Annotated in this window: 11 protein-coding genes; 7 read left to right on the forward strand and 4 right to left on the reverse strand. The window is 41.5% G+C overall.

Annotation, left to right across the window (positions count from 1 at the left end):
* Nucleotides 1-12: 12 nt before the first annotated feature.
* Nucleotides 13-627 (reverse strand): carbonic anhydrase, encoded by a 615-nt coding sequence (locus B3Q46_RS04600; protein ID WP_175967045.1) that lies wholly within the window; start codon nt 625-627, stop codon nt 13-15.
* 309 nt (nt 628-936) lie between these two features.
* On the opposite strand from B3Q46_RS04600, the gene B3Q46_RS04605 reads away from it, so the two are divergent.
* Both B3Q46_RS04605 and B3Q46_RS04610 read left to right on the forward strand, forming a co-directional pair.
* Entirely contained in the window at nt 937-1974 is a 1038-nt protein-coding gene (locus B3Q46_RS04605; RefSeq protein WP_175967043.1) for an alpha/beta fold hydrolase, read from the forward strand.
* Nucleotides 1975-1988: 14 nt separating this feature from the next.
* Nucleotides 1989-2996 carry a hypothetical protein gene (locus tag B3Q46_RS04610; RefSeq protein ID WP_175967041.1) on the forward strand — a complete coding sequence of 336 codons (1008 nt, stop codon included), beginning with the start codon at nt 1989-1991 and terminating at the stop codon, nt 2994-2996.
* A gap of 38 nt (nt 2997-3034) precedes the next feature.
* Here the strand turns inward: B3Q46_RS04610 and B3Q46_RS04615 are convergent, their stop codons facing one another.
* Nucleotides 3035-5104 carry a TonB-dependent receptor domain-containing protein gene (locus B3Q46_RS04615; RefSeq protein ID WP_175967039.1) on the reverse strand — a complete coding sequence of 690 codons (2070 nt, stop codon included), beginning with the start codon at nt 5102-5104 and terminating at the stop codon, nt 3035-3037.
* Nucleotides 5105-5281: 177 nt separating this feature from the next.
* Complete coding sequence (nfuA, locus tag B3Q46_RS04620; RefSeq protein WP_004783039.1) at nt 5282-5920, reverse strand: Fe-S biogenesis protein NfuA; 639 nt, start codon at nt 5918-5920, stop codon at nt 5282-5284.
* Between the two features lie 158 nt (nt 5921-6078).
* On the opposite strand from nfuA, the gene B3Q46_RS04625 reads away from it, so the two are divergent.
* From B3Q46_RS04625 to B3Q46_RS04635, 3 genes are all read left to right on the forward strand, one after another.
* Complete coding sequence (locus B3Q46_RS04625) at nt 6079-6696, forward strand: rhomboid family intramembrane serine protease (RefSeq protein WP_004783040.1); 618 nt, start codon at nt 6079-6081, stop codon at nt 6694-6696.
* A 113-nt stretch (nt 6697-6809) separates the two neighbouring features.
* Nucleotides 6810-7754: an ABC transporter substrate-binding protein gene (locus B3Q46_RS04630; RefSeq protein WP_175967037.1), complete on the forward strand. Its 945-nt coding sequence runs from the start codon at nt 6810-6812 to the stop codon at nt 7752-7754.
* Nucleotides 7755-7921: 167 nt separating this feature from the next.
* A complete protein-coding gene (locus B3Q46_RS04635) occupies nt 7922-9463 on the forward strand; it encodes a hypothetical protein (protein WP_175967035.1) in 1542 nt (513 codons plus the stop codon).
* Between the two features lie 451 nt (nt 9464-9914).
* Here the strand turns inward: B3Q46_RS04635 and B3Q46_RS04640 are convergent, their stop codons facing one another.
* Nucleotides 9915-11534, reverse strand: coding sequence for an inorganic phosphate transporter (locus tag B3Q46_RS04640; protein ID WP_104426473.1), 1620 nt, complete (start codon nt 11532-11534; stop codon nt 9915-9917).
* 516 nt (nt 11535-12050) lie between these two features.
* Between B3Q46_RS04640 and metH the strand changes: the two genes are divergently transcribed.
* Nucleotides 12051-15737 (forward strand): methionine synthase, encoded by a 3687-nt coding sequence (metH, locus tag B3Q46_RS04645; protein WP_175967033.1) that lies wholly within the window; start codon nt 12051-12053, stop codon nt 15735-15737.
* Between the two features lie 288 nt (nt 15738-16025).
* The coding region (locus B3Q46_RS04650; protein ID WP_286713707.1) for a hypothetical protein at nt 16026-16870 on the forward strand (845 nt) is incomplete at its 3' end.

Raw genomic sequence — 16870 nt, forward strand, 5'->3', positions numbered from 1 at the left:
CTTAAAATTTTCTTAGAAGTCAAAGAAAGTTACTTCACCGGTTTCAAGTGAATATTCTGCACCAACCACCTGTAACTTACCTTTAGCAATCAGGCTTTCCAGAACTGCAGAACCATGACGTAATTGATTTACTGAAGCAAATACATTGGAACGGACTGCATGTTTAGACAGTTTATTCAGGTCATCTTTCAGTTCAGTCTGCATTAGAATTTCAACTGATGGACGTACACGGTTCACAATCGACATCAGATTTGCAGATGGCGGCGTTGCTGGATTGGTTAATGCTTCAATTGTTGAATGAATAGCGCCACAATGTGTATGACCCAAGACAATTACAATCGGACAGCCAAAACTTTCTGCTGCGAATTCGACACTGCCGACTTGAGACGGTGCAACAATATTACCTGCTACCCGAATGACAAACAGATCACCTAACCCTTGGTCAAAGACCATTTCTGCGGGTACACGTGAATCTGAACATCCTAAAACAATAGCAAATGGTTCCTGACTTTCTGCCATTTCAGCACGTTGCTGATGCGATAATAATTTTAAATGCTGCGTTTCACCATTGACAAAGCGCTGGTTACCCTTTTTAAGACGATCTATAGCTTCCTGAGCTGTGAGCATTCTTTTTTACCATCGATGTTTTTAGTGGGAATATCTTACTGCTAGATTTTTTGAATGTCACTTGCAAAAAAAATTAGCTGTAAAATTTTTAGCGCTTTGATTATTTCTTGTTCTGGGAATTTTTCTGTGAAGTTCATCACGTTTTTTGGACAGTTTTTCTGCTTCAGCTAATAATTAACAGATGTACAATATTAAGGAATGCTTTAAAATAAGTGAAAGATTACGATTTGATTCATCTATAAATTGCAAATCGATAACACGGAAGTATTTTGAGCGTTTTTGCTCAGTTTTTTTCAGGGGACAGTGCTAATGAAGAAAATAATAAAATTGCGCTCAAAAATTATCTATTCCACTTTAGTCGCTCTAGGTCTTAGCCTATCTAGCCTGAGCCATAGCCAATATCTGCTTACGCCGCCGAAAGCCAAGTCTGCCGAAGTTTTACAGCTTTATCTGAGCCAGCAACGCATTCAGGCGGGTCTACAATCCAAAACCTTGAAAGTCGGTGATGTGACCTGGAGTTATAGCGAAGGTGGTGCAAAAAACAAACCCTCGATTATCCTGATTCATGGTCTGGCAGGCACACGCGACAACTGGAACCGCGTCGCCCAGTTTTTGACACCCTATTATCATGTCATCATTCCAGATTTGCCGAGCAATGGCGATACCCGGGTTCCAGCAGATTTTGATTTGTCTGTACCCAATGTCACTTCGCAATTACGTACCTTTGTCGAAACCCTGAAGATTGAAAAAAATCTGCATGTCGCCGGTCATTCTCTAGGCGGCTCAATTGCGACAGTCTATGCGTCACAATACCCTTTCGATACCCAAAGCCTGTTTCTAGTGAATAGTGCCGGCATCTATAAAATGGGAAATACGCCTTATACCAAAGACCCGCATGCACTCAAAGACCTGATTGTCAGTAAACCTGGTGATCTGGAAGATGTCTCCAAACAGCTAATGCAGAATCCGCCAGCGATGCCTTACCAGTTAAGACATGCGCAGGAAAAACTGTTGATTGCCCGTTCCGAACAAACCAGCAAATCGATTGATCAGGTGGTAATGCTTAACCGGTTGTATACGCCTGATACCTTTGCCCGTCTGACCCGTACAGTGGAAGCGCCTACCTTGATTCTATGGGGAAAACAGGACCGGATTATTAATGTCGAAGTGGTGAAAGAGTTATATTCTTTATTAAAACGTGCTGAAACTCCGGTGATTTTAAATAATGTTGGTCATATGCCGATTCTGGAAGCAGAAAAACAGGTCGCCCAACATTATTTGCCTTTCCTGGCCAAGACACAGACCCTAAAAAATCCACTAGCTGATAAACTCATTCCTTTTAATTAAGTTTCAGAGAAGTTATGCAGAAACATCCGATGATTGAGCAGTTGATTGATGCTCAACTTGATTTTCTTGATCAGGTATTTTCTCAATCTGAAACCATTCAAAGCGAGTTTCACGAGTTTTATATCTGGTTGCGCAAGCAGACGCTTAAAGATCTGTGGAGCTGTGAACTGATCAATCAGCTACTACAAAAGCAGATTCTTGATACTGCTGCCAGTTCTTTTCTGATTGAGCAGATTGCCGAACATATCCGGTTCGCACTGGTTCATCCAGCCAATGATACGACCAAAATTGCAGATGTCATTCCGGTACTGACCATTGATAAAATTGCACAATATGTGGCCAGTAAAAGTGGTCATCGTCAGCGCCTGATCAAAGCGGTGGTGAATAATCCTGCTTTTTCAGCCATGATTACGCAACTGATCCAGCATTCGATTCAGGATTATCTGGATAATTCTGTGATTGCCAAGAGTGTTCCGGGCGTTTCCCGCTTCATGAAAATGGGAAAATCTGTTCTGGAAAATGTTACAGATTCCAGTCTGGACAATACAGTTGCCCGTTATTTGCAAAAAAATATTTTAAAACTTAGCCAAATGAGTGAGCATGTGCTGAACCAGCACTTTGATGATGACAAGCTTTATCATTTTCAGGCCAATCTTTGGCATAAGATCAAAGACATGCCGCTGTCCGTGCTCAAGAACTATATTGAAACCCAGGATCTGAACCAGACGGTAAGTTTGGGGCACGAAATCTGGGATCATATGCGCCAGACGGAATATATACAGCAGGAACTGCATGACGGGATTTATACCTGGTATGTACGCAATCAGGAACATACATTTGATCAGTTATTACGAGATCTGAATATTGATGAATCGTTGATTCAATATGAGCTGAATGAATTGCTAACACCGATAATTCAGCAGATGATTCATCAGGGCTATTTGCGTGAACGTGCCCGTGCCTATCTAGAAAAATTCTATTATGCTGAAAATACCTTAAAAATTTTAAAGATTGAAGACTAAAAAAAGCCGCTCGAGAGCGGCTTTTTCATATCTATGAATTAGAATTTGATATTCATACCCACGGTGTATCTACGACCATCAAGTACAATGTCATAATCGCCATTGGTAATTTCTTTATTGGCAATGTTATAAATACCAGCAGTCAAACTTAAGTTATCTGTCGCTTTAAAGACTGCACCGGCATCAAAAGTACCATATCCCGGTGTCCCATTATCCATAGAAGTACGGCTTAAATAATCACTGGTTTTGCCACGGTAATTATAGTCCAGCCAGGTCGTCCAGGTATCTGAAACATCATAATTCAGACCGACATTCAGCATATGTTTTGGCATTTTATTCAAAGGCTGGCCTTTAAATTCGCCACTTTTTTGCTCAGTTTTTGTATAAGTATAACTTGTACTCGCGTGAAGATTATCCAGTACATCATAGTCTAATGTGAATTCAGCACCTTTCATTTCTGCATCGGAAACGTTTTTCATTTGGCTAACAAATCGATATGGCTTGCCATTTGCCGAACATTTCCATTCTTCTACAGGAGAACTATTTGTTGTCCCTGGCGTGTCACATAAACGATCTTCAACAATTTTATCTTTAAAATCAGATTTAAAGACCATTAAACTGCTTGTTAAGCCAAGTTCAGGAGCCGAATAGTTAAATCCGAATTCATAGCTCGTGCTTTTTTCTGGAGACAAATCAGGGTTACCAATGATGACAGCACTGCCTTTTCCTGTTCTGCTACCAAAACCTTCTGAAATTTGGCTAATCGTTGCTTGCTTATAGCCTGTACTTACACCACCTTTCAAAGTTATAGCATCTGTTAAATGATAAACACCATAGACACGCGGTGTAATTTCACCACCAAAGTATTCATCTTTATTGTAGCGGGCGCCCACAGTTAAAGCGAAATCATCGGTAATGCTCCACTCATTTTCTGCATATAAAGCAAATAACCAACGGTCGAGTGAAGTGACCCCAGTAATATCGGCTAGACCATTTGTGGTATCAGTGATTTTTTCTTTTTGATATTGACCACCCACTGTTAATGCATGGTTACCCAAAAAGAATGAGCCTTGTGTATTAAAGACTTTTAATTCTTCATTTTTTTCGTCAGCAACGGCACCACTATAAACTTTTTTAGTTGTTTCATCTTGATAGTATGAATCAAGGGTAAAATTATCGTAACGTGCTTTATGCGTTAAGGTATATAGATTTTTCTCATTTTCATTGATAGAGGCTTGAGTGGCAACATCCACACTTTTACCCAGTGTTGTGGTGTACTGCTGCCCTGTAAAATCATATCTCAAACCAATATCGTTATGTTCATCGACATTCCAAACCAGTTCAGTACCGAGCTTTCTAACTTTCTTCTCAGACTCACTTGAACCAGATTTTTGCCCTTCTCCACCGACAAAGTCACTTTCGTCATTCCCCTGGAAGTTACCATCTATACTTAAAGATAATTTATCTTGAATTAATGGGCCTGTGACATACATGCTGACGCCATAACTATCATTTGCATAATCATTATCAGACTTCGTATATTCAGGAGAAATACTTCCATGCCAATTACTAGCAGACGCTTTTTTAGTAATAATGTTAATTACCCCCCCCATAGCATCTGAACCATAAAGTGATGACATTGGACCACGTACGACTTCGATCCGTTCAATCATGTCAATTGGTGGTAAATATGCACCAATTTTCCCACCATCTGTACCATTACCATTCACTGCTCTACCGGCACTAATTGGTCTGCCATCAACAAGGTATTTCGTGTAGGTTGCACCCATACCTCGGATTGTAATCTCTTTATTATTGCCACCGCCTTGTACAGAAACACCTGGCATATTTTTTACAGCATCAATTACATCTGTATATGATTTTTTTTGTAATTCTTCCGCGGTAATGACTGAAATAGAAGCAGGTGCATCTGCAATATTTTGTTCAAAACCGCCCGCTGTGGTTACCACAATGGTCTGCAATTTAGTAGCTTCAGTCTGTAATGCTGCTTTTTGTTCTTCAGTTACCTGGTCTTGTGCTTGTACTGAAACAGCTAATGCTGAAAGCACTGCAAAGGCCAAAGTTGATTTCATAAACAGCTTACTCATATTCGAAGGTGCCCCAAAAGTTGATTTATGAAGAAATATTGCTGGAATTGTGACGCATTGTAACAAAATTAATTACAAATACAATCAATATTGATAATTATTATCACTATCAAATACAAATAAAAAAATACCCCGATCATTCGAGGTATTTCTTACAAGCTAAATTTTATTAGAAACTTATTTGAAATAAGCACCTTCAGCTTGGGTATGGTCAGTCTGGTCAACGACACGTGCCAACTCAGGAATGTGCTGTTTCAAGGTTGTTTCAACGCCTTGTTTTAAAGTCACATCAATTGCTGAACAGCCTTGGCAACCACCACCGAATTTAAGAACCGCAGTTAAGCCATGCTCAGGATCTTCAACCACTTCAACCAGTGCACAGTTACCACCATGACCTGCCAGACCTGGGTTAATTTCTGACTGAAGCACATAAGTAATACGTTCTTCTACAGAGGCATCAGGACCCACACGTGGCACTTTAGAATTTGGTGCACGGAAAGTCAGCTGACCACCAAAACGGTCTTTATTGTAGTCAATAACTGCATCTAGCAAGTATGGAATTGACGGAGAGTCTATATAGGCCGGAAAATCTGGATATTCCTGCTTATAGTCTGTAGGTACAACCTCATCAGGTGCACTATAAGCCATGCAACATTCAGCGCGCGGTGTACCCGGATTTTCTACAAACACACGTACGCCAATACCTGGTGTATTCTGTTTGTCCAATAGATCCTTTAAATACTCTTGTGCTGTCGGTGTAATCAAAAGATTTGGAATTTCTTCTGCAACCGGAGTGTTGCTGTTCTCAGTCGACATAACAATAATTTCCTCAAGCTGAAGCTGCTATTTTAACTGAAGATGCGGGGTAATTATAAAAATTCAACCAAAATTGTCGGATTTATTATAAAAGTCGCACTTTAGATTTGTTTTAATGGCATGATCATTGTCAAATAGATAGAACCAGAATTACTTATATGCTTGATTTACCTTTTAATCATACCGTCACTATTATTCTGATCACCTGTATTGTTTCTTTTATTGCTTTTTCAAAAGAAACGGTAATGAATCGTCTGATTTTCTGGCCGCCTGCGATGCAACGTGGTCAATATGACCGTTTCATTACCCATGGTTTTATCCATGCAGATGGCACGCATTTACTGTTCAATATGATCACGCTGTTCTTTTTTGGCAGCATTATTGAAAGTTTTTATCGCCAGTATTTATATGATCTGGGCTTTATTCTGTTTTATCTTGGTGGTCTGGTTGCAGCGATTTTGCCAAGTTATCTGAAACATAAAAATGATGCGCGCTGGGCCAGCTTGGGTGCTTCCGGTGCAGTATCCGCGGTTCTGTTCGCTTATATTCTGTTTGAACCATGGAAGCTGATTTTCGTGTTCTTTATTCCAGTCCCTGCGATTATTTTTGCTGTTTTATATGTGGCCTATAGTATCTGGTCGGGCAAACGCGGCAACAGCAATATCAATCACAGTGCCCATCTGTGGGGTGCGGCTTATGGTGTGGTGATGACGATTATTCTGGAACCACGACTTATTCCGCATTTCCTGAATAAACTGACTCAAATTCCCTTCTAAAGTTTTGAATGATTAAGGGATAGCCATTATCCCTTTTTTAATTATTCACATATGTAAATGATTTTCATTTCTATAAATTATGCTAATCTTGTCGCGAATTTAAAGGAATAAACATGAAATTTAAGACTTTAGCACTTGCCACAATATTAGGACTGACAACTTCTTTTACAGTTTCTGCACAGGTCACTTTCGACTATAAAGACCAAAATATTCAACTTAAAAAAGCTCCGAAAAAGATCGCAGTATATGACCTATCTGCACTGGATATCTTGAATGCACTAGGGCTTGAAGCTCAGCTGGTGCCTGCAGCAAGCTTTGCAGGCAATTTAAGCAAATACCAGCAGGGCAAATTCACCAAAGCTGGTTCACTGTTCGAACCGGATCTCAATGTACTAAAAACTGCTAAACCTGACCTGATTATTGTCGGTGGCCGTTCGGCTTCTAAAGCAGAGGCTGTTAAAGGTATTGCTCCGACTTTAGATCTTTCTCCAGATACTAGCCAATATATTGCCGATCTGACGGAACGTGCCCATGTCTTGGCACGTGCATTTGGTAAAGAGAACATTGCTACTGAAAAGCTTAGTAAAATCGCAACGCTGCAGCAACAACTGAAAAAGCAGACTGAAGGCAAAACTGCACTGATGCTGTTTGCAGTCGGTGAAAATTTTATGCCACATGCAGAAAATGACCGTTTTGGCTTTGTTTATGAATTAGCAGGTTTTAAACCGGTATTGGACCCCTCTGAACAGTCAAATGCACCCCGTCCAGAAGTAGGCTCTCCGGAAGCATTGAAAGCAGCGGAGAAAAATGTTCAGCGTATTACAACAGCCGTTGAGAAGAATCCGGATTACATCATTGTCCTGGATCGTGGTGCAGTGAATACCCAGAAATACACCGCTCAGGATAATATTCAGAAACACCCTGCCCTAAAAAATGCCAAAGCCTTGGCAGAGAAAAAAGTGATCTATGTGAATGCTGATGCTTGGTATATCACTGGTGCGGGTTTGGACAATACCGCTTTCATGTTGAAAGAACTGATCAAAGGCACAGCGAATTAATTTTTAATCCATTACTAAAAAGGAAGTTTCGAGCTTCCTTTTTCCTTGAAACATCTCGTAATAAATTAACGCTCAAGACTGGAATTTAATGCCAACCCAAGAAGCAACTTAGCAGCGATAATGTATACATCTGTATATTAATTGCTGTAAGTCGCGAGATATTTTGCATGTCCACTTCCCTAGACGGTCTTCAATTTCCCATTTCTGCTTCACAACAAAAACCAAGCACATCGAAAATCGGCCGTAACATTATTTCTGAAGCCTTAGGCGCAGTCGATCCTGTACATGCTACTGCAGCACAACAAGAAAAGAACTGGCGTAAGCAATATCCACTACACTTTAAACATCTGGTTGAAGGTGGATTACGCTCTGCGGGTGCAGCATTGAGTATTGCCAAGCAAGGTCTGGAAACCGCACATGCTAGCTTTGAGTTTTATCGTGATGGCCAGAAGCATCTACTAAAAGATGTGATGTCTCTGCCTGCGCAGAACCTGAATACTTTCCAGCTGAAAGGCCAGTCTGAAAAAGCTCCAGAATGGTATGTGCCTTACCATGGCAAAAAGCTGCAAGGACAAGCATTACTGGATCAAATCCAGTCTTGGGAAAATCGTGGTATCGTCGAACCTAGTCATGCCAATGTGCTACGTGAATGTATTGCCCATCCGGAATGGTTTGACCTATCCGATCGTACCACTGTTCTATTAGGTGCCGCTTCTGAAGCAGGTCCATTGATCTGGCTGTCGAAATGGAAAGCCAATATCGTCGCGATCGATCTACCGAATACCCGGGTGTGGGGCAAGATTTTAGATACGGTTAGTCAAGGCAACGCCACTTTATATGCACCATCAGTTGAAGCGCTGCCAACTGATACTTCACTGGAAGTTTTAAAAGAAAAACTAGGGGCTAACCTGCTCACCCAGATTCCTGAAATTGCCCAATGGCTGATTCAGTTCAAACAGGATCTGGATCTCGCGGCAATTGCTTATCTGGACGGTGAAAAGCACGTCCGTGTTTCTATGGCAATGGATGCCATTATGAAATATGTCAGTGAGCAGAAAGCCAATACCAGCCTGATGTATATGTGCACCCCGACGGATGTATATGCAGTTCCAGAAGAAGTGATTCAGGCTTCACAAAGCAAATACCAGCAGTTATCGAAACTGGAAAGTACTTTAACCAAAGGCATTTCACTGATTTCACGCAAGCATTTTTTCCAGAAAAATAAGCAGGATCTGTTTAAGGTTGGCGACAAGTCCTATGGTGTTTGCGACTGTCTGGTCGTTGAGCAAGGTCCAAACTATGCACTGGCTAAACGCATCCAGCAATGGCGTGCAACATTGGCTCGTGCCAGCGGGCAGCAAGTGAGCATCAATATCGCTCCTTCAACAACGACTTATTCAGTGACCAAGAATCCACTGCTGAAAGCTGCGTTTAATGGTGCCAGCCTGTTTGATGTAGAAGCGTTTGCACCTGAAACCACTAATGCGATTATGGCAGCCCTGTGGATTCATGACTTACGCAACTCTGAGTCTGTTGCAAATCCTGATGTACAACTCAATCACCCACTTGAATTGATGATGTCAGGCGCAAATCATGGCGGTTTATGGCGTGTGGCTTATCTGGCACGTACTGCTCTACCATTTGCCGCGCTTTATGGTTTTGCAACGGATAAACTGCCGAAGGGATTGTTGGGTAAGTTGAAGAAGTAATTTTTTCTGAAATAAAGATGAAATCAATTTTATTGGTCAGGCGACATGGATGTCGCCGTTAGGCTGTCTTGCGTATCTTTCACAAGCAGTGCTTGTAAAGATACTCAGGAAGTATCATCAGCCTAACAAAAGAGTTTTGTTACCTTGCGAAGTGCACTTCTCATCTTTCAAAAGTAAGGCTAAGAAATACTCATTTTTTACATTTAGTTGAAATTAGCTATTAATCTCTCTATTGAAAGTACTTTTACCCTTCTGATTACCCTCACCCCCTTGCGCAGCAATGCTACTCATCCCATAGGGAGAGGGAGCATCATCCCTTATATTTCTAAAAGCCATGAGATAATAAAAAGTCTCTTATTTTCAGAAAGAAAATCGCTATTTCTTAAGGCTAAAACTTTTCTAGCACCCATAAAAAAACGCTGCCTAAGCAGCGTTTTTTACATCGAATTTCTTAGAACACTTTCAATAGAATCCAGTACAAACCACCTGATAAACAGATCGTTGCTGGCAAGGTGAATACCCAAGCAGACAGAATCGATTTCACCATTTTGAAGTTCAAGCCAGACTTATTCGCCACCATGGTACCTGCAACCGCAGAGTTCAGAACGTGAGTAGTAGAAACCGGCATACCAAAGCCATCAGCAGCTGCAATTGTAGACATGGCAACCAACTCAGCAGACATGCCCTGACCATAAGTCATATGTTCTTTACCGATCCGTTCACCAACCGTCACGACAATTCGTTTCCAGCCGACCATCGTTCCCAGACCAAGTGCCAAGGCTGTTGCGACTTTTACCCAGGTCGGAATGTATTGCAGGAATGAATCCAGATTGTCACGGTATTCGTCGACGGTTTTTTCCTGAGCCTCGCTCATTGCCGGTAAAGCTTCTGCTTTATCCAGACGTTTAAACGCTGTGGTGCTCAGGTACATATCATTACGGAATTCTGAAACTTGCGTTTCTGGGACATCTTTAATATTGCTGTAGCTACCGACTTTATCACCCAAGTGATCCGTCAAGCTTGCCAGTGCAGGAACAACCTCAGCATTCAATTCTTTAGTTTGAATGTATGTGGTAATGATGGCACGAGCCTTCTCATCCGGAATATCTTCATGCTGCGGATAAATCGCATCAGCCGTTTGCGCAGACAACTGGCCAAAAGACTGGATATGAGCTGCATCCAGATTTTTGTTCAGTGAATATGCCAAAGGTACACAGCCGATCAGGATCAGCATGATCAGACCCATACCTTTTTGACCATCGTTTGAACCGTGCGCGAAGCTTACACCTGTACAGGTAAAGATCAGAATGGCACGAATCAGCGGTGGCGGTGGCTTGTTCCCTTCAGGTGGCTTGAACAGTTCAAGCTGCTTTCTGAAGATCTTTTTCACCAGCAGAAATAGCACTCCAGCAAAAGCAAAACCGATCAAAGGTGAGAACAGCAATGCTTTACCGACTTTCAGCACCTGCTCCATATCCACACCGGAAGCACCACCACCTGAATTTAGCAGGTAGTTCATGATGCCTACACCCAGAATCGAACCGATCAGGGTATGTGAACTGGAAGCAGGAATGCCAAGAAACCAGGTGCCCAGATTCCAGAGAATCGCAGCGATCAGCATGGCAAAGACCATGGCAAAACCGGCACCTGTGCCGACATTCATGATCAGTTCGACAGGCAATAATGCAATGATTCCGTATGCAACAGCACCACTGGCCACCATTACCCCAAGGAAATTACAGAAACCTGCCCACATGACTGCAACCGGTGCAGATAATGCATTGGTATAAATCACGGTGGCAACCGCATTGGCCGTGTCGTGGAAACCGTTGACGAATTCAAAGCCCAGCGCAATGAATAACGCCGTGCCTAAAAGAATCATTGAATACAGACCGATCGGTGGAATATGAGCTAAATCTGAGGTCAATTGGAAGCCGATATAGATCAGCGTGGAGATAATTAGAGTCAGAAACACCGGCATAAAAAATTTCGGTGTTGGCACATGAACATTGGCCGGCTTATCAGAAGGCGACTGTTGTGCTGAACCTAAGGGAGTTTGATTAGAATTCATGCAAGCAGGAATAGAGGATTCAAGAATCCCCATATTGTTCAATTAAATTGTGACAATTATATGACAAAGTGCTGTCATATAAACCAGTTTTTTAGACTTTCTCGTTGCCGTTTATCCTGTAACCACATGCTCTAAATTTTAAAAATATACAAATATAATCAATTATTTATTAAAAATAAAACGCTTGAATCGCCCAGCTTTATTCATGTTTTGCAATATATCTGATCATTCCTACCCGGCTGTCATATTTCCGAGCCTGTCATATTTGATTAAAGATTAGCTTTGTTATATGACACTCTGATGAAAGCTGCTTACATTTTATTTTCCAGTCGCACGCTTTTATCAAGAACTTTAATTTCCAGATTTCCATCTGTTTTCAACTTTCTATACCGGCTTGAGTTTCTTTATCAAATTTTCATATCAAGCATATCCAGCATTCTGTATAAGCGTTACAGAAAACTGCGCACTAATCTGTTAAGATTATTGCCGTTTTTGATGCTTACTGAGAAAGTTTGAATGTCCACACTTGCCACCCTAAAAGAACTTCTTGCCAAGAGAATTTTAATTATCGATGGTGCGATGGGTACCATGATCCAACGCCATAAATTGGAAGAAGCCGATTATCGTGGTGAGCGTTTTGCTGATTGGGCATACGACCTTAAAGGCAATAACGACTTACTTGTGCTGACTCAGCCTCAGATTATTCAAGGCATTCATGAAGCATATCTTGAAGCTGGTGCCGATATTATTGAAACCAATACCTTTAATGGTACCCGTGTTTCAATGTCTGACTATCACATGGAAGATCTGGTTCCTGAGATCAACCGTGAAGCGGCGCGTCTGGCTAAAGAAGCTTGTGCAAAATATTCAACGCCGGAAAAACCACGTTTTGTTGCAGGTGTGATTGGACCGACATCACGAACCACTTCTATTTCTCCAAATGTAAATGACCCTGCCTTCCGTAATATCACTTTTGACGAATTGAAAGTGAATTACATCGAATCAACCAAGGCCTTGATTGAGGGTGGTGTCGATATCATCCTGATCGAAACTGTGTTCGATACTTTAAATGCCAAAGCTGCGATCTTTGCAGTGCAGGAAGTGTTTAAAGAACTTGGCACTGAATTGCCAATCATGATTTCCGGTACGATTACCGATGCGTCTGGTCGTACCCTGACTGGTCAAACTGCAGAAGCGTTCTGGAACTCGATGCGTCATGCAGAACCAATTTCGATTGGTTTTAACTGTGCTCTAGGTGCAGATGCCATGCGTCCACACGTAAAAACTGTATCTGACGTTGCTGATACCTTTGTTTCAGCACATCCGAATGCCGGCTTACCAAATGCTTTCGGTGGTTATGATGAAACTCCAGAAGAAACTGCAGCTTTCATTAAAGAATTTGCGGAAAGTGGTCTGATCAACATCACTGGTGGTTGTTGTGGTACGACACCAGATCACATCCGTGCGATTGCTCAAGCCGTTGAAGGTATTGCGCCGCGTAAAGTGCCAGAAATTGAGCCTGCATGCCGTTTAAGTGGTTTGGAACCATTTAACATCACTAAAGATTCATTGTTCGTTAACGTCGGTGAACGTACCAACGTCACTGGTTCGAAAAAATTCCTGCGTCTGATCAAAGAAGAGAACTTTGCCGAAGCTTTAGATGTTGCGCGTCAACAGGTTGAAGCCGGTGCACAGATCATCGACATCAACATGGATGAAGGCATGTTGGATTCAGAAGGTGCGATGGTGCACTTCCTGAATCTGGTCGCATCTGAACCTGATATCTCTCGTGTGCCAATCATGATTGACTCATCTAAATGGGAAATCATTGAAGCTGGTCTGAAATGCGTCCAAGGTAAAGCAGTTGTTAACTCGATTTCCCTGAAAGAAGGTTATGACGAGTTTGTAGAACGTGCCCGCCTCTGCCGTCAGTACGGTGCTGCGGTGATCGTGATGGCATTTGATGAAAATGGTCAGGCTGATACTGCGGAACGCAAAAAAGAAATCTGTAAGCGTTCTTATGACGTGCTGGTGAATGAGGTTGGCTTCCCGTCTGAAGATATCATCTTTGACCCAAACGTGTTTGCGGTAGCAACCGGTATTGAAGAACATAACAACTACGCAGTTGATTTCATCGAAGCGACTGGCTGGATCAAACAGAACCTGCCAAATGCGATGATCTCTGGTGGTATCTCAAACGTATCCTTCTCCTTCCGTGGGAATGAGCCGGTACGTGAAGCGATCCATGCAGTGTTTCTGTATCACGCGATCCAGAAAGGCTTGACCATGGGGATCGTGAATGCCGGCCAGCTTGCGATTTATGATGACATCGACAAAGAACTGAAAGCAGCCGTTGAAGATGTCATCCTGAACCGTAACCAGGGTGAAAGCGGTAACGAAGCAACTGAAAAATTGCTGGAAATTGCTGAAAAATATCGTGGTCAAGGTGGTGCACAAAAAGCTGAAGAAAGTCTTGAATGGCGTAATGAACCGGTTGAAAAACGTCTTGAATATGCACTGGTCAAAGGTATTACCACTTATATTGACCAGGATACTGAAGAAGCTCGTCTGAAAGCCGTTCGTCCCCTCGATGTGATCGAAGGCCCATTAATGGCCGGTATGAACGTGGTCGGTGACCTGTTCGGTGCCGGTAAAATGTTCCTGCCACAGGTGGTGAAATCTGCACGTGTGATGAAACAGGCCGTGGCTTGGTTGAACCCGTACATCGAAGCAGAAAAAACTCAAGGCGAAGCCAAAGGTAAAATCCTGGTGGCGACCGTAAAAGGCGACGTACATGACATCGGTAAGAATATCGTTGGCGTGGTACTGGGCTGTAACGGTTATGACGTGGTCGATCTTGGTGTCATGGTGCCATGTGAAAAAATTCTACAAACTGCGATTGATGAAAAAGTTGACATCATTGGTTTGTCTGGCCTGATCACCCCTTCACTAGACGAGATGGTGTTTGTTGCCAAAGAAATGCAGCGTAAAGGCTTTAACATTCCATTGATGATTGGTGGCGCGACGACTTCTAAAGCACATACTGCTGTGAAAATTGCCCCTCAATACCAGAATGATGGCGTGTACTACACAGCTGATGCATCTCGTGCTGTAGGTGTGGCAACTCAACTGCTATCTGCGGAAATGAAGCCAAAACTGGCAGCAGACTATGCAGCGGATTATGAAAAAATCCGTACCCGTCTTGCCAACAAACAGCCAAAAGCTGCGAAGCTGTCTTATGCTGAATCGGTTGAAAATGGTTTCAAAATCGACTTCGACCAGAATGCACCATTTAAGCCAAACTTCATTGGTTCACAGACGTTCACCAACTATCCATTAGAAACCTTGGTGGAATACTTTGACTGGACGCCGTTCTTTATCTCATGGAGTCTTGCAGGCAAATTCCCGAAAATCCTTGAAGATGAAGTCGTTGGTGAAGCAGCACGTGATCTGTATGCACAAGCACAAGCAATGTTGAAAGATATTATCGACAATAAACGTTTCGATGCGCGTGCAACGTTCAGCATCTACCCTGCAAATCGTACCGGTTCAGATACGGTTGCTGTGACTGATGAAGCTGGCAATGTAACGCATACCTTCGAGCACTTACGTCAGCAGTCTGACAAAGTCACTGGTAAAGCGAATTACTCTTTGGCTGACTTTATTGCACCGAAAGATGTAGCTCAGGATTACCTTGGCGGCTTTACCGTTTCGATCTTCGGTGCGGAAGAGCTGTCTCAGGAATATAAAGCCAAAGGCGATGACTATAACGCGATTATGGTTCAGGCCTTGGGTGACCGTTTTGCAGAAGCATTTGCAGAGCATTTACACGAACGTATTCGTAAAGAGTTCTGGGGCTATCAAGCAGATGAACAGCTTTCAAATGAAGATTTGATTAAAGAAAAGTATGTCGGTATTCGTCCTGCACCGGGCTACCCTGCTTGTCCTGAACATTCTGAAAAAGCGCCATTGTTTGACTGGTTAGGTACGACAGAGAAGATGGGTACTTACCTGACTTCGAGCTTTGCAATGTGGCCACCTTCATCTGTCAGCGGTTTCTATTATGCAAACCCTGAAACTGAATACTTTAATGTAGGTAAAATCTCTGGCGATCAGTTAGAAGATTATGCGAAGCGTAAAGGTTGGACCTTGGATGAAGCGAAACGTTGGTTAGCACCGAATTTGGATGATTCTGTGGTTTAATCCCCCTCCTTGCGAAGCGATGCTTCTCACCTTTGATAAAGGGGGAAGAATCCATTCGTATCGAATATGAAAAATCCCCTCGAGTGAGGGGATTTTTTGTTTTGAATCTTTGAATCCCCCTAAATTCCTCTTCTCCAAAGGGGGACTTTCACGTATTAATTTAATTACATAACAGCTCCTCCCTTTTTAAAGGGAAGTTAAAAAATCACTTAATATTTTTTGATTTTTCTGATTAATTTTCTTACTATCAAACACAATTAGATCAAAATTCATTCAAGAATTAAAATTATGGACAAAATTGATTTACATAAAATCATTGATGAATATCTTCATAAAATTGTTGCATTAAACAAAATCATCCCATTTCAAATGCATTCTGCATTTCAAAATTTTGATAATTCAAACAAAAATTTTAATGAAAAAATTGAAGAATTTGGAACACGTATCACAGAAGAAGATGGAAGCCATGCTTTTGAGATTAATTATAAACATGCTCGCCTTATACATAGATTAAGCACTGAAAGAAAGAGGGCTCAACTAGCTTTAGAAATCTTACCCAAATCATTTTTGGTAACTTTTGTTTCTGAATATGATGCATTTTTAGGTCAATTAAATAACTATATTCTTAAGCATAAACCTGAATTACTTAAAACAGAGCAAAAAACCATAACTTTTGAAGAACTGCAATCCCTTAATAGCATCGAAGAAGCTCGTAACAAAATTATCAGTCAAGAGGTCGAAAATTTGTTGCGCGATAGCCATTCAAAACAATTCGAATGGATGCAAAATAAATATAATTTACAATTAACAAATGGATTAAATTCTTGGCCTAGCTTTATAGAATTAACAGAACGTAGAAACCTGTTTGTTCACTGTAATGGAATTGTTTCGGAACAATATCTAAAAAACTGCAATAAAGTAAATTATCCTCTAGATTCAAATATTAAAATTGATACTAAGCTTGACGCAGATAAAAAATATATCGATTCTGTTTATCAAACCCTATTTGAAATTCCTGTAAAATTGACCCAAGTATTATGGAGAAAATTATTTCCTAAGGATATTGAAAGTGCTGACAATAGTCTAGGTGATATCACTTATGAACTTTTAATTAATAGACCTCTTGCGAAAGT

The organism is Acinetobacter sp. UBA2581, assembly GCF_002339435.1.
In the GTDB taxonomy this organism is placed as follows: Bacteria; Pseudomonadota; Gammaproteobacteria; order Pseudomonadales; family Moraxellaceae; genus Acinetobacter; species Acinetobacter variabilis.